The following is a 19,351-nucleotide window of genomic DNA, read 5'->3' on the forward strand; positions in this document are numbered from 1 at the left end:
CTACATCCGAGCCGATCGCCTTTGTCCTGGCGGAAAGATGCCCGGCCCTTCGGGTTGGCTGAAACGGGCCGGCTGATCGACCGGCCGGCTTGGCCGTAGAACTGGGCTACGACACGCGCCGGCCGGTCGACCATCCGACTCCGTTTGAGCCAACAGAATGCTGCAATCTAACCCGGAAAGGCTCTAAAGCGACGGCGTCTCTTCCAGCAACTCGCGGACGAAGTCGAACATGCCATGGCGGCGGTCGCGGCGCAGGCGTTCGGCCTTGACGATCGACTGGACGGCGTCGAGGGCGGCGTTGAGATCGTCATTGACGATGACATAGTCGTATTCGCGCCAGTGAGCGATCTCGGCGCGGCTATTGGCGAGGCGCGTCTGGATGACCTCCTCGGAATCCTCCGCACGGCGATGCAGCCGCGACTGGAGCTCGGTCATGGTCGGCGGCAGCACGAAGATGGAGACGACGTCGGCGGACATCTTCTCCTGCAATTGCTGGGCGCCCTGCCAATCGATGTCGAAGAGCATGTCGCGGCCTTCGCCCATGGCCTGCTCGACCGGCTCACGCGGCGTGCCGTAGAAATTGCCATGCACCTCGGCCCATTCGAGCAGCGCGTCGCTATCGCGCAGCCGCTCGAACTCGCGCACACTCTTGAAGTGGTAATGCACATCCTCGACTTCGCTCGGGCGGCGCTGGCGCGTGGTGACGCTGACGGAAAGGCCGATTTGCCTGTCGGTCTCCAGCAGCGTTCGCGCGATGGTGGACTTGCCGGCGCCTGATGGCGACGAGATGACAAGCATTAGACCGCGGCGGGCGATCTGCACGGGCGAGGATTTCGCCGGTTTCATGTCTTACTCCAAATTCTGGACCTGCTCGCGGAACTGGTCGATCACGACTTTCAGCTCGATGCCGGCAGCGGTGACCGCCGAGGCATTCGACTTCGAGCAGATGGTATTCGATTCGCGGTTAAATTCCTGTGCAAGGAAGTCCAGCCGGCGCCCGGCGGGGCCACCTTTCACCAGGAGATCGCGCGCTGCGGCGATATGAGCCTTCAGACGATCGATTTCCTCGCGCAGATCCGCCTTGGTCGCCAGTAGCGCGGCTTCGGCATGCAGCCTGTCGCGGTCGAGCGCGGCCATGCCGTCCATCAACGAGGCGACCTGCGCGGCAAGCCGCGCGGCGATCTCCTGCGACGAGCGCGACGGATCGACCTCGATCATCCGCGTCAGGCCTTCGATCGTCGTGACGTGGTGGTGAAGAATGCGGGCCAGCGCCGCCCCTTCCTGTTCGCGCATCCCTCTCAGATCGGCAAGCGCGGCCAGCAGGCCGGCAGCGATATCGGCGTCACGGGCGGCAAGAGCCTCCTCGCCATCCTCGCTTTCGCGGAATTCGACGATGCCGCGCACCAGAAGCAGCGTATCGAGCTTCAGCGGCGCCGGATCGATGACACCATCCAGCTGCTCGCGCATGGCCAGCACGGCGGCAAGCGCTTGCCTGTTCAGCACCGCCTCGAAACGGTTCTCGTCGGCGGTGACGGATAGCGATGCCTGCAGGTTGCCGCGGCTGAAGCTTTCGCCGGCGAGGCGGCGGAACTCTGCCTCCATGCGTTCGAGACCGGGCGGCAGGCGCAGGCGCAGGTCGAGGCCCTTGCCGTTGACCGAGCGTAGTTCCCATGCCCAGCGCCAGCGGCCGCTCGTTCCCTCGCGCCGCGCAAAACCGGTCATGGACTGCAAAGCCATGCGAGCCTCCCGAAAGTCTCAGTTGATCTTCTTTTTCTTCGGCGGCGCGACGGTCGCGCCATTATCCGCCGGCTGCTCTTCCGGCTGACCGTCGACTGCGATGTTCGGGTCCGAACCCTTGTCGGCTTCGAGCTTGCGCCAGCGCTTGACGTTGGCATTGTGCTCCTCGAGCGTCGCAGAGAAAACATGGCCACCGGTGCCGTCGGCGACGAAATAGAGATCCTGCGTCTTCCAGGGATTGGCGACGGCTTCCAGCGCATCCTTGCCGGGATTGGCGATCGGCGTCGGCGGCAGACCCTTGATGACATAGGTGTTGTAAGGTGTGTCCCGCTTCAGGTCCGACTGGTAGATCGGCCGGTCGGCCGGTTTACCCTCGCCGCCGAAGAGGCCGTAGATGATCGTCGGGTCGGACTGCAGGCGCATGCCCTTGCCGAGCCGGTTCAGGAAAACGGAGGCGACATGGGCTCGCTCGTCGGGAACGCCGGTTTCCTTTTCGACGATCGAGGCGAGTGTCACGAACTCCTCCTTGGATCGCAGCGGCAGCGACTGGTCGCGCTTGTCCCAGATCTGATCGACGAGCTTCTGCTGCGCAGCGGCCATCTGTTCGATGATTTCCGAGCGCTTGGTGCCGCGCGAGAATTTGTAGGTATCCGGACGCAGGCTGCCCTCGGTCGGCAGTGCCGCCGGCAAGTCGCCTTCCAGCACGGTATCCTGCAGCATGCGGTCGAACATCTGGCGGACCGTCAGGCCCTCGGGGAAGGAAACGGAATAGAGAATGGACTTGCCCGATTTGAGCAGCTCCATGATATCCCTCATGGAGGCCCTCGCCTTGATCTCGTATTCACCCGCCTTCAGGCTCTCACCGCCAGAAAGATGCGTTGCCGTGAGATAGCGGAAGATGCGGGCATCGCTGATGATCGCGTTGCGCTCGAGGTTCGAGGCAATTTCGGTCAGACCAGCGCCGTTGCGGACGATGAAGTTGGTGTTGGTCTGCAGCGGACCCGGGTTCCGATAGGTCGATGTGGCATAGTAGAAGCCGATGACGGCGACGACGCAGACCAGAACCGCCATCGTCATGATGAAGTTCAGGAAAAGAACGACCTGGCCGCGGGCTTTCTTGGACCGCTTCGGCGGCTCCGGAACGCGCTCCGGACGCAGGGCTTCGCTCGGCGACTTCGGGATAATCGGTCCCTTCTGCGCCTGGGTATCGTTGCTCTGGTTCGTCGTATCGCTCACCGGCAATCCTCTAAAACTTGACCCTCACTTCGCTATTTCGCGAAGCAATGCGGCAAAAGCAGGTTCTGCCGCCGTTCAACGACGCCGCTGACGGTCGTTATGCTTTCGCACGCCCCCTTACGCAACGTAGAGGACGGCCGGTTTGCGGTGCAATGGAGACCCGTCACACCGCTTGCAGGACCCTTATTGCGCGTAACGGCGCAGTACGAGCGACGCGTTCGTGCCGCCGAACCCGAACGAGTTGGACAACGCCACATTGATGTCTCGCTCACGCGCCTTGTGCGGAACAAGATCGATCGCCGTCTCCCGTTCGGGATTGTCGAGATTGAGCGTCGGCGGCGCGATATTGTCGCGAATGGCGAGCGTGGCGAAGATCGCCTCGATGGCGCCTGCAGCACCCAGAAGGTGTCCTGTCGCCGACTTGGTCGAGGACATGGAGATCTTCGACGCCGCATTGCCGACCAGCCGCTCGACGGCGCCGAGTTCGATCGTGTCGGCCATGGTCGAGGTACCGTGGGCATTGATGTAGTCGATATCGGCCGGCGTCAGCCCGGCGCGCTTCAGCGCCATCGCCATGCAGCGTCCGGCGCCCTCGCCGTCTTCGGAGGGCGCGGTGATGTGATAGGCGTCGCCCGACAGGCCGTAGCCGACGATTTCGGCGTAGATGCTGGCGCCCCGCGCCTTGGCGTGTTCCAGTTCCTCGAGCACGACGATGCCGGCGCCTTCGCCCATGACGAAGCCGTCGCGGTCGCGGTCATAGGGACGTGACGCCTTCTGCGGATCGTCGTTGTGCTGGGTCGACAGCGCCTTGCAGGCGGCAAATCCGGCAAGCGAAATGCGGCTGACGGGCGATTCCGTGCCGCCGGCGACCATGACGTCGGCATCACCCAGCGCGATCAGCCGCGCAGCATCGCCGATCGCATGCGCACCCGTCGAGCAGGCGGTAACGACCGAATGATTAGGCCCGCGCAGCTTGTGGCGGATCGAGACCTGGCCGGAGACGAGGTTGATCAGGCGGCCGGGAATGAAGAAGGGGGAGATGCGGCGCGGGCCTTTGTCGCGCAGGGTGTAACCCGCCTCGACAATGCCTTCGATGCCGCCGATGCCGGAGCCGATCAGCACGCCGGTGGCGACCTGGTCCTCATCGGTTTCAGGATGCCAGCCGGCATCGGCAAGCGCCATGTCGGCGGCGGCCATGCCGTAGATGATGAAGGGATCGACCTTGCGCTGCTCCTTCGGCTCCATCCACTGATCGACATTGAAGGTGCCGTCGGTGCCGTCACCGATAGGAATACGGCAGGCGATCTTGGCGGGAAGGTCGTCGACCTCGAATTCGGTGACGAGGCGGGCGCCGTTCTGGCCGGCAAGCAGCCGCGACCACGTCACCTCGGTTCCGCATCCCAAGGGTGATACCATGCCGGTACCGGTGATGACGACACGTCTCATCGCGTGCTTTCCCCCGCCTCATATGTTCTATGGAGAAGTATGCCGAAAAGAAAAGGGCGGACTCCAGGCCCGCCCTTTCTCAAATTCACAGGATCAGGCCTGGGCCTTCTCAATAAACTTCACTGCATCGCCGACCGTCAGGATCGAGTCGGCAGCGTCGTCAGGAATTTCAACGCCGAATTCTTCTTCGAAAGCCATGACAAGTTCGACCGTGTCGAGCGAGTCAGCGCCCAGATCGTCGATAAAGCTGGCGCTCTCGACGACCTTGTCGGCATCAACGCCAAGATGATCAATAACAATTTTCTTTACGCGTTCTGCGATATCGCTCATGTCGGTTTCCTCGACCTTATGTCCTGATCGGAATGCCATCGCGGCATCCCTACCCTGTTTCAGCCTGCGATGCTTTCAGACATCCTCGGCAAACTCGTTTACCCGGCTTCAGAGAGGTCCCAGGCTTGCAAAAAGCCCACCGGTCCGTCTGCTTTCTCGGGACGACTGTTCACAGTCATGGCCCGCTTAACATGCTTTATGTCTGCCGCAAAGCCAGAAAATCAACGGTTCGTGATTGCTCAACATGCTATTGGCGGAATTATTCCCATGCCAACAGTTTGTCGTTTCAGATCATCGCCATGCCGCCGTTTACGTGCAGCGTCTGGCCGGTCATATAGGCAGCCTCGGAGGATGCAAGGTAAGCGACCGCCGAAGCCACCTCGCCGCCCGTACCCATGCGCTTCATCGGGATCGCCCCCATGATCGCTTCCTTCTGCTTGTCGTTCAGCTTGCCGGTCATGGCGCTTTCGATGAAACCAGGCGCCACGCAATTGACCGTCACGTTACGGGTGGCAATTTCCTGCGCCAGAGACTTGGTGAAACCGATCATGCCGGCCTTGGAGGCGCAGTAATTGGCTTGGCCCGGATTGCCCGTGACGCCGACTACGGAAGTGATGTTGATGATGCGGCCATAGCGGCGGCGCATCATCGGGTGCGTCAATTCGCGCGTCAGGCGGAAGGTCGCCGTCAGGTTCACTTCGATGACGCTGTCCCAGTCCTCGTCGCTCATGCGCACGAACAGGCCGTCGCGGGTGATGCCGGCATTGTTGACGAGGATGTCGACGCCTTCGAGGTCGGCCTCGGCTTTCTGGCCGAGCGCCTTGACCTCGTCGCGGTCGGAGAGGTTCGCCGGGAAGATCTTGACGCGCTCGCCGAGATCGGCGGCCAGCGCTTCCAGCTTCTCGACGCGGGTGCCGTGCAGGCCGACGACGGCGCCCTGCTTATGAAGAAGGCGGGCGATTTCCTCGCCGATACCGCCCGATGCGCCAGTGACGAGAGCCTTGCGGCCGGAGAGATCGAGCATGGAAACGTTCCTTATATAAGGGACACCAAATCCGGTGTCCGGGGATACCAAATCCGGTGTCCGGAGATACCAATCAGGCCATGAGGGCGGCGACAGCCGCGTCGATATCCGCCGGACCGTTGACGGAGATGCCGTTGATCGTCTTGTCGATGCGGCGGGCAAGGCCGGTCAGCACCTTGCCGGAACCGAGTTCATAAAGCGTCGTCACGCCATTTCCGGCGAACCATTCCACCGTCTCGCGCCAGCGGACCTGACCGGTCACCTGCTCGACCAGCAGGCTGGCGATTTCATCGGCGCCTGTCACCGGGGCGGCACGGACATTTGCGATGACGGGCACGACGGGGTCGGACTTGGCGACTTTTGCCAGCGCTTCGCGCATGGCGTCGGCGGCAGGCGCCATCAGTGTGGAATGGAAGGGAGCGGAGACCGGCAGCAGGATGGCGCGCTTGGCGCCCTTGTCGGTCGCAAGGGCCGCCGCCTTTTCAACGGCTGCCTTCTCGCCCGAGATGACGATCTGGCCGCCGCCATTGTCGTTGGCGATCTGGCAGGCGCCGACGGCGGCGGCTTCATGGCAGACGGTAACGACGTCGGCATGTTCGAGGCCGATGATTGCGGCCATGGCACCGAGGCCGACGGGGACGGCGGCCTGCATGGCATTGCCGCGGATGCGCAGCAGCCGCGCGGTATCGGCGAGCGAAAAGGTGCCGGCGGCGCAAAGTGCCGAATATTCGCCGAGCGAGTGGCCGGCGACGTAGGCAACCTTGGACTTCAGATCCAGCCCTTTGGCTTCGAGAACGCGGACAACGGCGATGGAGACGGCCATCAGCGCCGGCTGAGCGTTCGCCGTCAAGGTCAAAGTATCCTCGGGACCGTCGAACATGACGCCCGAAAGCTTTTCACCGAGCGCCTCATCGACCTCTTCGAAAACGGCACGGGCTTCGGCGAAATTCTCGGCGAGATCCTTGCCCATGCCGACGGCCTGACTGCCCTGGCCTGGAAAAGTGAAAGCAATGGTCATTTTCATGTCCCTAATTGCGCCCCTTAAGGCTGTTTTGCCTCCAATTGACATTCTTTCCGGCAGAGTCAAGTGGTGGCTCATTCTGCGCAAAGCCTTTCGCGCGCGCGCAAAAGCCCGGTTTTTGCTCTTGCGCTCCGCCAAATCCGGCCTAGATTTGCGCGGACCTTTCCAAGGCTTTCACCTCTCTCCCAAGGTTTTTCCATGAAGTACAATTCACTAGGCCGTAGCGAGATTTCCGTTTCAGAGATTTGCCTTGGCACGATGACCTGGGGCTCGCAGAACAGCGAAGCCGATGCGCACGCGCAGATGGATTACGCCGTCGAGAAGGGCGTCAATTTCTTCGATACGGCCGAACTTTATCCGACCACCCCGGTTTCGGCCGCGACACAGGGCTGGACCGAAGACTATATCGGCAGTTGGTTCGAGAAGACCGGCAAGCGCGGAGATATCGTGCTCGCCACCAAGGTCGCCGGCCGCGGCCGCGACTATATACGCGGCGGCGAAGGTGCCGATGCGAAGAATATCCGCCTGGCGCTCGAGGCCAGCCTGACGCGGCTGAAGACGGACTATGTCGACCTCTACCAGATCCACTGGCCGAACCGCGGCCATTTCCATTTCCGCCAGAACTGGAGCTACAATCCGTTCAATCAGGACCGCAACGAGACCGTCGCCAATATGCTCGACATCCTGGAAACGCTCGGCGCGCTGGTGACGGAAGGCAAGATTCGCGCGATCGGCCTTTCCAACGAAACCACCTGGGGCATACAGAAATACCTGACGCTCTCCGAACAGAAGAGCCTGCCGCGGGTCGCCAGCGTCCAGAACGAATACAACCTGCTCTACCGCCATTTCGATCTCGATCTCGCCGAACTCTCGCATCATGAGGATGTCGGGCTGCTCGCCTATTCGCCGCTCGCCGGCGGCATCCTGTCCGGCAAATATATCGACGGCGGCAGGCCGAAAGGTTCGCGCGGTTCGATCAACCACGATATCGGCGGCCGTCTGCAGCCGCTGCAGGAGCCGGCGACCAAAGCCTATCTGGAGATTGCCGCCACATATGGCCTCGACCCGGCAGCAATGGCGCTCGCCTTCTGCCTGTCGCGTCCATTCATGGCCTCGGCCATCATCGGCGCGACCTCGATGGAGCAGTTGAAAATCGATATCGGCGCAGCAGACATTACGCTTTCGAAAGAGGTCCTGGCGGAAATCGCCAAGGTGCACCGGCAGTATCCGCTGACGCTTTGATCATATTTGTTTGGCGCCAGCCCGATGCCGACCATTGGCCAGCATCGGGTTCGGGTGTCCGATTGCGCTTGCCTTTGCCCAAAAAATCCGTATAAGCCGCCCTGTTCGTTAACCCGGTCTTCTGGCTGGTGGCTGAACGGAGGGCCGGTTTCCTCATGGAAATCGTTCGGAACGGAAGCGTTCCAGCCTCCCGTGTCTCCGCTCTCGACCGTCTCGGAAACGCTTTCTTGCCTGGGTCCGCCCAATCAGGAGCAGTCGTTGAGGCTTAGCCGCCGAATATCGGGTTGAACCAAACGCAAGAAAGGCAAAGCTGTCATGGCTCTTTATGAACATGTATTCCTTGCCCGGCAGGATATTTCCGCTCAGCAGGTCGACGCCCTCGTAGAACAGTACAAGGGTGTGATCGAAGCGAATGGCGGTAAGGTCGGGCGTATCGAGAACTGGGGCCTCAAGTCCCTCACCTACCGCATCAAGAAGAACCGCAAGGCGCACTACGCCCTGATGGATATCGATGCACCGGCTGCTGCCGTTCAGGAAATGGAACGTCAGATGCGCATCAGCGAAGACGTTCTTCGCTACATGACGATCGCCGTCGAGAAGCATGAAGAAGGTCCGTCTGCCATGATGCAGAAGCGCGACCGTGACGACCGTCCGCGCGAAGGCGGCCGTGGCCCGCGTGAAGGCGGCTTCGGCGATCGTGACCGTGGCCCGCGTCCGCCGCGTGAAGGTGGCTTCGGCGACCGCGACGACCGTCCGCGCCGTCCGCGCGAAGACCGTGTATAAGGGAGATCTGAGATATGTCTGAAACTTCCTCCGCTCCGGTCCGCCGCCCGTTCCATCGCCGCCGCAAGACCTGCCCGTTCTCCGGCGCCAACGCGCCGCGGATCGATTACAAGGACGTACGCCTGCTGCAGCGCTACATTTCCGAGCGCGGCAAGATCGTTCCGTCCCGCATCACGGCCGTTTCCCAGAAGAAGCAGCGCGAACTCGCCCAGGCGATCAAGCGCGCCCGTTTCCTCGGCCTGCTGCCCTACGTCGTCGCCTGATCATCCGTCGACGCCAACAGCTTTGAGGGAAGGCATTCGTGCCTTCCCTTCTCCCTTCCGCGATGGGCGCGGATCGGAACTCTTAAAACCCATGTTGAGACGTTTCTGAATTTGATTCAGCAACATCCTCTAACTGCTTGATGAAGCAGGACAGCGACCTTGAAACGACCGAACATTAAAACGCTGCTGATCGGCGCACTCGCCGGATTGACCGCCGCCCTGCTGGTGCTGGGCGCGAGCATGCAGCCGTCGTTTTTCAGCGCGCTTCTCTACACGGCCTCGGCTCTGCCGATCCTGATCGTCGGGCTCGGCTGGGGCAATACCGCCGCGGTCTCGGCCGTCGTCAGCGCCGCGGCACTCGGCGCGATCTTGATCTCGCCTTCCTTCGCGCTGATCATGACGATGGTGACGCTGCTGCCGGCCGGTTGGCTCAGCCATCTCGCCAATTTGGCGCGTCCGGCCGCCGAACTCGGCGGACCCGACCATCTGCTTGCCTGGTATCCGCTCTCCGATATCCTGCTGCATCTCTGCGGTCTGGTGACGCTCGCCGTCATCGTCATCGGCGTGATCATCGGCTACGGGCCTGAGATCACCGATCCAATCGTCGATCTGCTGATCACCTCGCTCAAGCAGCAGCAGCCGGAATTCATGCCCGATCCGGCAGCCACAGCGCAGACCAAGTCGCTGATCCTGCTGATGCTGCCGGCGTTGCAGGGCGGCATGTGGGTCAGCATGCTGTTTGCCGCCTATTATTTCGCCGTGCGCATCGTTGCAGCCTCCGGCCGCGGCCTTCGTCCGCGCGAAGATATTCCCTCGTCGCTGCGGATGAACCGCAACTCGATCTTCACCTTTCTGGCCGGGCTTGCCGCCTGCTTTTTCGGCGGCGTTCCGGCACTGGTCGGTGCGACCGTTATCGGCAGCTTCGGCGCCGGCTTCCTGCTTTCCGGTTTCGCCTCGCTGCATTTCCGCACGCGCGGCAAGGACTGGCGTATACCGGCCCTCATCCTCTGCTATCTGGCCTCGATGCTCATGCTGCTGCCAGCTCTCCTCATCCTCGTCCTCGGTCTCAGCGATACGCGCAAGGCGATCGCACTGACCCCGACGAAAGATGCTGATGCCCCCAAACAATCCGATACGAAAATCTGAGACACAAGAAAGGAAAAAGAAAATGGAAGTCATCCTTCTCGAACGCATCTCCAAGCTCGGCCAGATGGGCGAAACCGTAAAGGTTCGCGACGGCTTTGCCCGCAACTACCTGCTGCCGCTCGGCAAGGCGCTGCGCGCCAACGCCGCCAACAAGACCCGCTTCGAAGCCGAGCGCGCGACGCTCGAAGCCCGCAACCTCGAGCGCAAGTCGGAAGCCCAGACGGTCGCCGACGTTCTCGACGGCAAGTCCTTCATCGTCGTGCGCTCCGCCGGCGAAACCGGCCAGCTCTACGGTTCGGTTGCTGCCCGTGACGTCGTCGAGATTCTCGGCGCCGAAGGCTTCAACATCGGCCGCAACCAGGTTCACCTCAACACGCCGATCAAGTCGATCGGCCTGCACAAGGTCGAGCTGCAGCTGCATGCCGAAGTCGAAATCCACGTCGAGCTGAACGTTGCCCGTTCTGCCGAAGAGGCAGAGCGCCAGTCCAAGGGCGAAGAACTCACCTCGGTCGACGCGATCTACGGCGTCGACGAAGATGCGCTGCGTCCGGAAGACTTCTTCGATCCGGAAGCCGACGGCGTCGACGAAGACGAAGCATAATTCTCGTCGGAGCGATCCGCGTGAACGAAAGCCCGGCCACCGCGCCGGGCTTTTTCGTTTCCATCCCTTCGATATGAGCCGCTGATCGGCTCGCTTTTTTTAAGGGGATCTTCCGGATGTTTTTGCTGCGTGCCTTATCGCATCGCGCTAAAATGACATTCTCCGAAACGGATGGGCTGAGTCGGCGCCATACCGTGTCGTGCGGGTGACACTGCCAGTATTTCTCCTTTGTGTCGCCCAAGACTGTGGAGAAGTCGAACAACGTGCACAGCATTCAGGATTTAGGCGAAGCGAGCCCCCGCTCCTTTCGTAGCCTCTTGATTTTCGCGTCCGGAATTGCAAATCCGGAGTTGGAAAAAGACAGAACGGATGATGATGAACGACGCCGCTCGAAAGATTGCAGCTGTTGCCCCGTCGGAGCAGCATTATCGCGAAGCACCCAACAACATCGAAGCCGAGCAGGCGCTTCTGGGTGCGATCCTGATGAACAACGACGCCTATTACCGGGTGTCGGACTTCCTGAAGCCGATCCATCTCTATGAGCCGCTGCATCGGAAGATCTTCGAGGTCGCCGGCGATATCATCCGCATGGGCAAGATCGCCAACCCGGTGACGATCAAGACCTTCCTGAAGGCCGACGAGAAGGTCGGCGACATGACGGTTTCGCAATATCTGGCGAGCCTGGTCAGCAATGCCGTCACCGTCATCAATGCCGAGGATTACGGCCGGGCGATCTACGACCTGGCGCTGCGCCGGGCGCTGATCACCATCGGCGAGGACGTTGTCAACATCGCCTATGACGCGCCGCTCGACATGCCGCCGCAGTCGCAGATCGAGGATACCGAACGCCGCCTCTTCGAATTGGCGGAAAACGGCCGCTACGACGGCGGCTTCCAGGCTTTCAATGATGCGGTTGCGCTGGCGATCGACATGGCGGCTGTCGCCAAGGAACGCGACGGCGGACTTTCCGGCATTTCCACCGGCATCCATTCGCTGGATTCCAAGATGGGTGGCCTGCAGCGCTCGGACTTGATCGTGCTTGCCGGACGCCCCGGCATGGGCAAGACCTCGCTTGCTACAAACATCGCCTACAATATCGCCGCCGCCTACGAAGGCGAAGTCCAGTCGGACGGTAGCATGAAGGCAAAGAACGGCGGCGTCGTCGGCTTCTATTCGCTCGAAATGTCGTCGGAACAGCTTGCCACCCGTATCATCTCCGAGCAGACCGAAGTTTCCTCCTCGAAGATCCGCCGCGGCGACATCAACGATGCCGATTTCGAAAAGCTCGTCGCCTGCTCGATGATGATGCAGAAGGTGCCGCTCTACATCGACCAGACCGGCGGCATTTCGATCGCCCAGCTTTCGGCACGCGCGCGCCGCCTGAAGCGCCAGCGCGGCCTCGACGTGCTTGTGGTCGACTACATTCAGCTGATGACCGGCTCGGGCAAATCCAGCGACAACCGCGTGCAGGAAATCACCCAGATCACCACCGGCCTCAAGGCGCTCGGCAAGGAGCTCAACGTTCCGATTATCGCGCTGTCGCAGCTCTCGCGTCAGGTCGAAAGCCGCGACGACAAGCGGCCGCAGCTGTCCGACCTTCGCGAATCCGGCTCGATCGAGCAGGACGCCGACGTCGTGCTCTTCGTGTTCCGCGAGGAATATTACGTCAAGAATTCGGAGCCGCGCGATATCCACGATCCCAAATATCCTGAATGGGAAGCGCTGTTCGACAAGGTGAAGGGCACGGCCGACGTCATCATCGCCAAGCAGCGCCACGGGCCGACCGGCACGGTGAAGCTGGCCTTCCAGTCGGAATTCACGCGCTTTGCCGATCTCGCCGATCCCTCCTTCACCCAATATGAAGAGCACTGATCGCGCGGATGCTGCGTGCAGCGCCGGGCTTTCCCTTGACATAGTTGACCTTTAAACTGGCCGGAGAATCCTTCTCCGGCCTCTTTTCGATGCGGATCATGAGCGAAAATTTCGACGCCCCCGAAGACGATAATTTTGCCTCGGCCGGCCTGCGGCTGACCGTCGATCTGACCGCTCTGACGGAGAACTGGCGTGATATGGCGCGACGCTCCGGTGCGGCGCGCGCCTCGGCGGTCGTCAAGGCGGATGCCTATGGCATGGGCATCGAGGATGCCGGCGAAGCGCTCTATATGGCCGGCGCGCGCGACTTCTTTGTCGCGACCGTCGACGAGGGCGCAACACTTCGCCTCTATGCGCCCGAGGCGCGCATCTTCGTGCTCTCAGGCATCTGGCCGGGCACCGAGCGGCGCTTCTTCGAAAACGATCTGGTGCCGGTGATTTCCTCCGACGAACAGCTCGCCTTCTGGATGGCGGTGCTTGCCGATTACGGCGACTACCCCTGCGCGCTGCATGTCGATACCGGCTTCAATCGGCTCGGACTGCATATCGACGATGCGATCGCGCTCGCCGACGACGTCTCACGGCCGGCGAGCTTCGCGCCCGTGCTTGTCATGAGCCACCTCGCCTGCGCCGACGATCCCGCCCATGCGATGAACCGGCAGCAGCTCGAATCATTCCGAAGGGTTAGCGCCGCTTATGAAGGCATCGATTCAAGTCTTGCCGCCTCGGCCGGCATCTTTCTCGGTGAGGATTATCACTTCGACCTGACCCGCCCCGGCATCGCGCTCTATGGCGGCGAAGCGGTCAGCGGCCTGGCGAACCCGATGCGGCCGGTGGCCACGGCAGAAGCGCGCATCATCCAGGTGCGCAGCGTCGAGGCCGGCGAGACCGTCAGCTATGGGCGGGCGCTGCAGCTTCGCCGCGAAAGCCGGCTGGCGATCGCCTCGGCCGGTTATGCCGACGGCTACATGCGCAGCCAGTCGAGCGGCGGTGTGCCGCTGCGCCAGGTGGTGCCGCAAGGCGGGCAAGGCTTCATCGCCGGACACAGGGTTCCGGTTGCCGGCCGGATCACCATGGACCTGACGATCTTCGATATCACCGACCTGCCTGACAACGCCGTGCGCGCCGGGGACTATGTCGAACTGTTCGGAAAGAACATGCCGGTGGACGACGTGGCGCGGACATCCGGCACGATCGGATACGAGATCCTGACCAGCATGGGGCTCCGCCACGAGCGGCGCTACGTCGCCGAGGAATAACGACCTTCCTGTTCAACGGCTGCTGAGGGCGAGACGGACACCGAGCGCCACGAAAAGCGCACCGAGGCCGCGATCGAGCCAGAGTCCGACTTTTTGATTGTGCCTGAGCGCATCGGCAAGGCGCCCGCCGAGAAGGACGAGCGGCGGTTCGATGAAGGCGGCAACGACGATGATGAGCCCGCCATGCAGCATGAGCTGTGCCCATGCCGGCCCTGCCCCTTCGACGACGAATTGCGGCAGGAAGGCCAGGAAGAATATCGCCACTTTCGGATTGAGCAGCGACACCAAAATTCCCTGCCGGTAGATCCTTGCCACCGACAAACTTTCACCGGCAGCCTTTATCAGGCCATTGCCACCACCGGAGCGCAAAGCCTGAATGCCCAGCCAGACGAGATAGGCGGCGCCGATCCATTTGACCGTGGAGAAGGCGACGGCGGAAGCGGCAAGTATGGCGGAGAGGCCGAGTGCAGCCATCAGCACGTGCAGACAGGCGCCGGACCAGACGCCGAACAGCGCCGAAAAACCGGCACGTTTTCCGCTTCTCATCGTGTGACCGAGGATGAAGGCGATGTCGGGACCGGGCGAGAGATTGAGCAGAACCGCCGCCGACAGAAATGCAAGCCAGTGCGCAAACGAATAATCGAACATCTTCCATCATTCCAGATAAGCAGAAGCAAAGGATAGGCATGGGTGCGCTGATGGGGAAATCATTAGTTTTGATCCGTCGCGATAGCCATTATCTCAAGCACGACAATGATTCGGTGAAGCGGCGCATCGCTTCGCTCGGGAACCCGGACTGAAAGAGTAATTGATGGCCAAGGCCAGGACACAATTCATCTGCCAGAGTTGCGGCACGGTTCATAACCGCTGGGCCGGCAAATGCGAGAACTGCGGCGAGTGGAACACCATCGTCGAGGAAGACCCGATGGGCGGGATCGGCTCCGGTCCCGGCAAAACGCCGAAGAAGGGCCGACCGGTGGCGCTGACGGCGCTCTCCGGCGAGATCGAGGAGGCCCCACGCATCCATACCGCCATGTCGGAGCTCGACAGGGCGCTCGGCGGCGGTTTCGTGCGCGGTTCGGCGGTGCTGATCGGCGGCGATCCCGGCATCGGCAAATCGACGCTGCTGATGCAGGCAGCCGCCGCCCTTGCGCGGCGTGGCCACAAGATCATCTACGTCTCCGGCGAAGAAGCCGTGGCACAGGTCCGGCTGCGGGCGCAACGCCTTGCAGCTGCCGATACCGATGTGATGCTGGCGGCCGAAACCAATGTCGAGGATATTCTGGCGACGCTCGCCGAGGGCAAGCGGCCGGACCTCGTCATCATCGATTCCATCCAGACGCTATGGAGCGAACTTGCCGAATCCGCGCCGGGAACGGTGACGCAGGTGCGCACCGGCGTCCAGGCAATGATCCGTTTCGCCAAGCAGACGGGGGCCGCCATGGTGCTCGTCGGCCACGTGACCAAGGACGGGCAGATTGCCGGGCCACGCGTCGTCGAGCACATGGTCGACGCCGTGCTCTATTTCGAAGGCGACCGCGGCCATCACTACCGCATCCTGCGCACGGTCAAGAACCGCTTCGGCCCGACCGACGAGATCGGCGTCTTCGAAATGTCCGACAGAGGCTTGCGCGAAGTCGCCAATCCTTCCGAGCTGTTCCTTGGTGAGCGCAACGAAAAATCGCCGGGTGCTGCCGTCTTTGCCGGCATGGAAGGCACCCGCCCCATTCTCGTAGAGGTGCAGGCGCTGGTGGCCCCAACCTCACTCGGCACGCCGAGGCGCGCCGTGGTCGGCTGGGATTCGGCCAGGCTGTCGATGATCCTTGCGGTGCTGGAAGCCCATTGCGGCGTCCGGCTCGGCCAGCACGATGTCTACCTCAACGTCGCCGGCGGTTACCGCATCTCCGAACCGGCGGCCGATCTTGCCGTCGCCTCGGCACTCGTTTCCTCGCTTGCCGGTATTGCCCTTCCCGCCGATTGCGTCTATTTCGGCGAAGTCAGCCTGTCGGGCGCCATCCGGCCGGTTGCGCACACCGCCCAGCGCCTCAAGGAAGCCGAGAAGCTGGGTTTTTCTGCAGCACTGCTTCCATCCGCCTCCGCCGAACTGCCGAAGGGCTCCGGCGGGCGCTGGAGCGAAGTCGGAAGTCTGCCGGATCTGGTCGCGCGCATCGCCGGATCGAAGGGGGCGCTGCGTGTGGAAGACGACGTTTGATCCTTTCATTGCCAGGAATGGTGATGATATAGGAGCACACGATAAGGCACGACACGGCCGCCAAGCGGCAGTCCTGGAGTTGAATTTACATGCCCATTACGATTTTCGACGGTATTGTCATCGGCGTCGTGCTCTTCTCCGCCGTGCTGGCGATGGTCCGCGGGTTTTCGCGCGAGATCCTTTCGATCGCGAGCTGGGGTGGTTCGGCCGCCGCTGCCTATTACCTCTATCCGTACCTGCTGCCCTATGCGAAAAAATATACCGATGACGACCGTATCGCGATTGTCGGTTCGGCAGCGGTCGTCTTCCTGATCGCGCTCATCGTCATCTCCTTCATCACGATGAAGATCGCCGATTTCATCATCGACAGCCGTGTCGGCGCGCTCGACCGCACGCTCGGCTTCCTGTTCGGGGCGGCGCGCGGTGTGCTGCTCCTCGTCGTCGCGGTCGCCTTCTGGAATTGGCTCGTCGATGTCGACCACCGTCCGGCCTGGGTCAACGAAGCGAAGTCGAAACCCTTCCTGGATTCGATGGTCGTGAAGCTGAAATCGGTTCTGCCGGAGCAATTTGCCCAGATGATACCGGAAAGCATCCGTGATAAGCTGCAGCCGCCGGCACAGGGCGCTGGAGGTACCACTCCGCCGACGGGCGACCAGGCTCCGGCGGAAGACGCACCGACCGCGCCAGCAGACGGCGCACAGCAGCCGGCGAATTGACACAGTGTTCAAGAGCTTGACCCGCCTTCCGGCAATTGCCATTTGAGCGGGAGATGAAATGAGGGTCCGGCCGAGCATTCCAGCTCCGCCGGGCTCAGCTATTTCTGGAAATGCCGATCCATTCTTGTGAGAGCAGAGGCCCGCAGAAATGAACCAGTCCCATTCCTTCCCGACCGACGATCCGCTCGACGGAGATACGCTGCATGAAGAATGCGGGGTTTTCGGAATTTTGGGACATCCCGATGCCGCCGCGCTCACGGCTCTCGGCCTGCATGCCTTGCAGCACCGCGGACAGGAAGCGGCCGGCATCGTCTCCTTCGACGGCAAGCGCTTTTATCAAGAGCGCCACATGGGCCTCGTCGGTGACCACTATACCAATCCGATGACGCTTGCCCGCCTGCCCGGCAGCATTACGATCGGTCATACCCGCTACTCGACAACCGGCGAAGTGGCCATGCGCAACGTGCAGCCGCTCTTTGCCGAACTGGAAGAAGGCGGCATCGCCATTGCCCATAACGGCAATTTCACCAACGGCCTGACGCTGCGCCGCCAGATCATCGCGACCGGCGCCATCTGTCAGTCGACCTCCGATACCGAAGTCGTCCTTCACCTTATCGCCCGTTCCCGCCACGCTTCGACATCCGACCGCTTCATCGACGCCATTCGTCAGATGGAAGGCGGCTATTCGATGCTCGCCATGACGCGCACCAAGCTGATTGCCGCGCGCGACCCGACCGGCATCCGCCCGTTGGTGATGGGCGAACTCGACGGCAAGCCGATCTTCTGCTCGGAGACCTGTGCGCTCGACATTATCGGCGCCAAGTTCATCCGCGACGTTGAGAACGGCGAAGTCGTCATCTGCGAAATCCAGCCTGACGGCTCGATCAGCATCGATGCGCGCAAGCCCAGCAAGCCACAGCCGGAGCGCCTCTGCCTGTTCGAATATGTCTATTTCGCCCGCCCGGACTCGGTTGTCGGCGGCCGCAACGTCTATACGACACGCAAGAGCATGGGCATGAACCTCGCCAAGGAATCGCCCGTCGATGCCGACGTGATCGTGCCGGTGCCGGATGGCGGCACACCTGCGGCGCTCGGCTATGCTCAGCAGAGCGGCATTCCCTTCGAATACGGCATCATCCGCAACCATTATGTCGGGCGCACCTTCATCGAGCCGACGCAGCAGATCCGCGCCTTCGGCGTAAAGCTGAAGCATTCGGCCAACCGGGCAATGATCGAAGGCAAGCGCGTGGTGCTGGTTGACGATTCGATCGTGCGCGGCACGACTTCTCTCAAGATCGTCCAGATGATCCGTGAAGCCGGCGCGCGCGAAGTCCATGTCCGCGTGGCAAGCCCGATGATCTTCTTCCCGGATTTCTACGGCATCGACACGCCTGACGCAGACAAGCTGCTGGCAAACCAATATGCCGATGTCAAAGCCATGGCCAAATATATCGGCGCGGATTCACTCGCCTTCCTGTCGATCGACGGCCTCTATCGCGCTGTTGGCGGTGAAGACCGCAACCCGGCCCGGCCGCAGTTCACCGACCACTATTTTACCGGCGACTATCCGACCCGCCTGCTCGACAAGAACGGCGAGTCCATGGGCAACAAGATTTCGATGCTTGCCAGCAACGGCTGACACGGCTCGGCTTTCCCATTATCCATCCCGAGGGGTGCATCGCACCCCTCTCCCTTCGTGAGGGAACACGACATCATGAATATCAATCTTGAGGGCAAGATCGCACTCGTCACCGGTGCGTCGCGCGGTATCGGCTATTTCACGGCGCTGGAACTTGCCAAAGCCGGCGCCCATGTGATTGCCTGCGCACGCACAGTCGGCGGACTCGAGGACCTCGACGATGCGATCAAGGCCATCGGCGGCACGGCGACGCTCGTGCCCTTCGACCTTGCCGACATGAATGCGATCGACGCGCTCGGCGGCTCGATCTTCGAGCGCTGGGGCAAGCTCGACATCCTCGTCGCCAATGCCGGCGTGCTCGGCGTCATTTCGCCGATCGGCCATATCGAAGCGAAAGTGTTCGAGAAGGTGATGACCATCAACGTCACCGCGACATGGCGACTGATCCGCTCGGTCGACCCGTTGTTGGCCCGCTCGGATGCCGGCCGCGCGGTGATCATCTCTTCGGGTGCTGCCCACAAGTGCCGCCCCTTCTGGGGCGCCTATTCCGCTTCCAAGGCTGCGGTCGAGGCGCTGGCACGCACATGGGCCGGCGAAAGTCAAAGCACACCGCTGCGGGTCACCAGCGTCGATCCGGGGGCGACACGCACGGCGATGCGGGCGCAGGCGGTGCCGGGCGAAGATCCGCAGACGCTGCCGCATCCCTCCGAGGTCGCAAAGGCGATCCTGCCGTTGCTTGGGCCTGGTGTGACGGAGACAGGCAAGCTGTTCATCGTCCGGGAGAACAAGCTCGTCGATTACCGCCTGCCGGAATAGGCCGGACC

The 19,351-nt window shown here is 62.0% G+C and carries 19 protein-coding genes; 11 read left to right on the forward strand and 8 right to left on the reverse strand.

Annotated features, from left to right (window positions below):
- Positions 1–183: 183 nt before the first annotated feature.
- The 7 genes from gmk to fabD all read right to left on the reverse strand — a co-directional run bounded on the left by gmk (position 184) and on the right by fabD (position 6,791).
- Complete coding sequence (gene gmk / locus OLZ32_RS30795) at positions 184–846, reverse strand: guanylate kinase (protein ID WP_003547062.1); 663 nt, start codon at positions 844–846, stop codon at positions 184–186.
- A 3-nt stretch (positions 847–849) separates the two neighbouring features.
- Positions 850–1,737 carry a YicC/YloC family endoribonuclease gene (locus OLZ32_RS30800; protein WP_264399709.1) on the reverse strand — a complete coding sequence of 296 codons (888 nt, stop codon included), beginning with the start codon at positions 1,735–1,737 and terminating at the stop codon, positions 850–852.
- A gap of 18 nt (positions 1,738–1,755) precedes the next feature.
- The gene (gene mltG, locus OLZ32_RS30805) at positions 1,756–2,973 is read right to left on the reverse strand and encodes an endolytic transglycosylase MltG (protein ID WP_264399708.1); all 1,218 of its coding nucleotides are present in this window, start codon (positions 2,971–2,973) and stop codon (positions 1,756–1,758) included.
- A gap of 183 nt (positions 2,974–3,156) precedes the next feature.
- Entirely contained in the window at positions 3,157–4,419 is a 1,263-nt protein-coding gene (fabF, locus tag OLZ32_RS30810) for a beta-ketoacyl-ACP synthase II (RefSeq protein WP_003547059.1), read from the reverse strand.
- A 93-nt stretch (positions 4,420–4,512) separates the two neighbouring features.
- Positions 4,513–4,749 (reverse strand): acyl carrier protein, encoded by a 237-nt coding sequence (locus tag OLZ32_RS30815; protein WP_003547058.1) that lies wholly within the window; start codon positions 4,747–4,749, stop codon positions 4,513–4,515.
- Between the two features lie 286 nt (positions 4,750–5,035).
- On the reverse strand, positions 5,036–5,773 hold the full coding sequence (fabG, locus tag OLZ32_RS30820) for a 3-oxoacyl-[acyl-carrier-protein] reductase (RefSeq protein ID WP_003547046.1): 738 nt from the start codon (positions 5,771–5,773) through the stop codon (positions 5,036–5,038).
- A gap of 73 nt (positions 5,774–5,846) precedes the next feature.
- Positions 5,847–6,791: an ACP S-malonyltransferase gene (fabD, locus tag OLZ32_RS30825; RefSeq protein WP_003547044.1), complete on the reverse strand. Its 945-nt coding sequence runs from the start codon at positions 6,789–6,791 to the stop codon at positions 5,847–5,849.
- A gap of 201 nt (positions 6,792–6,992) precedes the next feature.
- Here fabD and OLZ32_RS30830 point away from each other — a divergent pair, with 201 nt between their 5' ends.
- The 7 genes from OLZ32_RS30830 (at position 6,993) to alr (ending at position 13,960) form a co-directional block, all read left to right on the forward strand.
- Positions 6,993–8,036: an aldo/keto reductase gene (locus tag OLZ32_RS30830; RefSeq protein ID WP_003547042.1), complete on the forward strand. Its 1,044-nt coding sequence runs from the start codon at positions 6,993–6,995 to the stop codon at positions 8,034–8,036.
- 315 nt (positions 8,037–8,351) lie between these two features.
- A complete protein-coding gene (gene rpsF / locus OLZ32_RS30835) occupies positions 8,352–8,819 on the forward strand; it encodes a 30S ribosomal protein S6 (RefSeq protein ID WP_003547040.1) in 468 nt (155 codons plus the stop codon).
- A gap of 14 nt (positions 8,820–8,833) precedes the next feature.
- Positions 8,834–9,082: a 30S ribosomal protein S18 gene (gene rpsR / locus OLZ32_RS30840; protein WP_003547038.1), complete on the forward strand. Its 249-nt coding sequence runs from the start codon at positions 8,834–8,836 to the stop codon at positions 9,080–9,082.
- Between the two features lie 159 nt (positions 9,083–9,241).
- Entirely contained in the window at positions 9,242–10,228 is a 987-nt protein-coding gene (locus tag OLZ32_RS30845) for a DUF2232 domain-containing protein (RefSeq protein WP_264424251.1), read from the forward strand.
- Positions 10,229–10,250: 22 nt separating this feature from the next.
- Positions 10,251–10,829, forward strand: a complete 579-nt coding sequence (rplI, locus tag OLZ32_RS30850; protein ID WP_003547025.1) for a 50S ribosomal protein L9 — start codon at positions 10,251–10,253, stop codon at positions 10,827–10,829.
- 375 nt (positions 10,830–11,204) lie between these two features.
- Positions 11,205–12,701 (forward strand): replicative DNA helicase, encoded by a 1,497-nt coding sequence (locus tag OLZ32_RS30855; RefSeq protein WP_025393962.1) that lies wholly within the window; start codon positions 11,205–11,207, stop codon positions 12,699–12,701.
- 89 nt (positions 12,702–12,790) lie between these two features.
- The gene (gene alr / locus OLZ32_RS30860; RefSeq protein ID WP_264424322.1) at positions 12,791–13,960 is read left to right on the forward strand and encodes an alanine racemase; all 1,170 of its coding nucleotides are present in this window, start codon (positions 12,791–12,793) and stop codon (positions 13,958–13,960) included.
- Between the two features lie 12 nt (positions 13,961–13,972).
- On the opposite strand, the gene OLZ32_RS30865 is transcribed toward alr, so the two are convergent.
- Positions 13,973–14,608: a LysE family translocator gene (locus OLZ32_RS30865; protein ID WP_264424253.1), complete on the reverse strand. Its 636-nt coding sequence runs from the start codon at positions 14,606–14,608 to the stop codon at positions 13,973–13,975.
- Between the two features lie 163 nt (positions 14,609–14,771).
- On the opposite strand from OLZ32_RS30865, the gene radA reads away from it, so the two are divergent.
- From radA to OLZ32_RS30885, 4 genes are all read left to right on the forward strand, one after another.
- Positions 14,772–16,172 carry a DNA repair protein RadA gene (radA, locus tag OLZ32_RS30870; RefSeq protein ID WP_168303729.1) on the forward strand — a complete coding sequence of 467 codons (1,401 nt, stop codon included), beginning with the start codon at positions 14,772–14,774 and terminating at the stop codon, positions 16,170–16,172.
- 89 nt (positions 16,173–16,261) lie between these two features.
- The gene (locus tag OLZ32_RS30875) at positions 16,262–16,888 is read left to right on the forward strand and encodes a CvpA family protein (RefSeq protein WP_011651236.1); all 627 of its coding nucleotides are present in this window, start codon (positions 16,262–16,264) and stop codon (positions 16,886–16,888) included.
- Positions 16,889–17,036: 148 nt separating this feature from the next.
- Complete coding sequence (gene purF / locus OLZ32_RS30880) at positions 17,037–18,527, forward strand: amidophosphoribosyltransferase (RefSeq protein ID WP_018070568.1); 1,491 nt, start codon at positions 17,037–17,039, stop codon at positions 18,525–18,527.
- 75 nt (positions 18,528–18,602) lie between these two features.
- The gene (locus OLZ32_RS30885) at positions 18,603–19,343 is read left to right on the forward strand and encodes an SDR family NAD(P)-dependent oxidoreductase (RefSeq protein WP_011651235.1); all 741 of its coding nucleotides are present in this window, start codon (positions 18,603–18,605) and stop codon (positions 19,341–19,343) included.
- Positions 19,344–19,351 lie beyond the last annotated feature (8 nt).

This window comes from Rhizobium acaciae (assembly GCF_025941625.1).
GTDB classification, from domain to species: Bacteria; Pseudomonadota; Alphaproteobacteria; order Rhizobiales; family Rhizobiaceae; genus Rhizobium; species Rhizobium acaciae.

Bases quoted from the DNA above. Each gene is read 5' to 3' on its own strand.
- gmk (WP_003547062.1), bottom strand. From the start codon at position 846: ATGAAACCGGCGAAATCCTCGCCCGTGCAGATCGCCCGCCGCGGTCTA.
- OLZ32_RS30800 (WP_264399709.1), bottom strand. From the start codon at position 1,737: ATGGCTTTGCAGTCCATGACCGGTTTTGCGCGGCGCGAGGGAACGAGC.
- fabF (WP_003547059.1), bottom strand. From the start codon at position 4,419: ATGAGACGTGTCGTCATCACCGGTACCGGCATGGTATCACCCTTGGGA.
- OLZ32_RS30815 (WP_003547058.1), bottom strand. From the start codon at position 4,749: ATGAGCGATATCGCAGAACGCGTAAAGAAAATTGTTATTGATCATCTT.
- fabG (WP_003547046.1), bottom strand. From the start codon at position 5,773: ATGCTCGATCTCTCCGGCCGCAAGGCTCTCGTCACTGGCGCATCGGGC.
- fabD (WP_003547044.1), bottom strand. From the start codon at position 6,791: ATGACCATTGCTTTCACTTTTCCAGGCCAGGGCAGTCAGGCCGTCGGC.
- OLZ32_RS30830 (WP_003547042.1), top strand. From the start codon at position 6,993: ATGAAGTACAATTCACTAGGCCGTAGCGAGATTTCCGTTTCAGAGATT.
- rpsF (WP_003547040.1), top strand. From the start codon at position 8,352: ATGGCTCTTTATGAACATGTATTCCTTGCCCGGCAGGATATTTCCGCT.
- rpsR (WP_003547038.1), top strand. From the start codon at position 8,834: ATGTCTGAAACTTCCTCCGCTCCGGTCCGCCGCCCGTTCCATCGCCGC.
- rplI (WP_003547025.1), top strand. From the start codon at position 10,251: ATGGAAGTCATCCTTCTCGAACGCATCTCCAAGCTCGGCCAGATGGGC.
- OLZ32_RS30855 (WP_025393962.1), top strand. From the start codon at position 11,205: ATGAACGACGCCGCTCGAAAGATTGCAGCTGTTGCCCCGTCGGAGCAG.
- alr (WP_264424322.1), top strand. From the start codon at position 12,791: ATGCGGATCATGAGCGAAAATTTCGACGCCCCCGAAGACGATAATTTT.
- OLZ32_RS30865 (WP_264424253.1), bottom strand. From the start codon at position 14,608: ATGTTCGATTATTCGTTTGCGCACTGGCTTGCATTTCTGTCGGCGGCG.
- radA (WP_168303729.1), top strand. From the start codon at position 14,772: ATGGCCAAGGCCAGGACACAATTCATCTGCCAGAGTTGCGGCACGGTT.
- OLZ32_RS30875 (WP_011651236.1), top strand. From the start codon at position 16,262: ATGCCCATTACGATTTTCGACGGTATTGTCATCGGCGTCGTGCTCTTC.
- purF (WP_018070568.1), top strand. From the start codon at position 17,037: ATGAACCAGTCCCATTCCTTCCCGACCGACGATCCGCTCGACGGAGAT.
- OLZ32_RS30885 (WP_011651235.1), top strand. From the start codon at position 18,603: ATGAATATCAATCTTGAGGGCAAGATCGCACTCGTCACCGGTGCGTCG.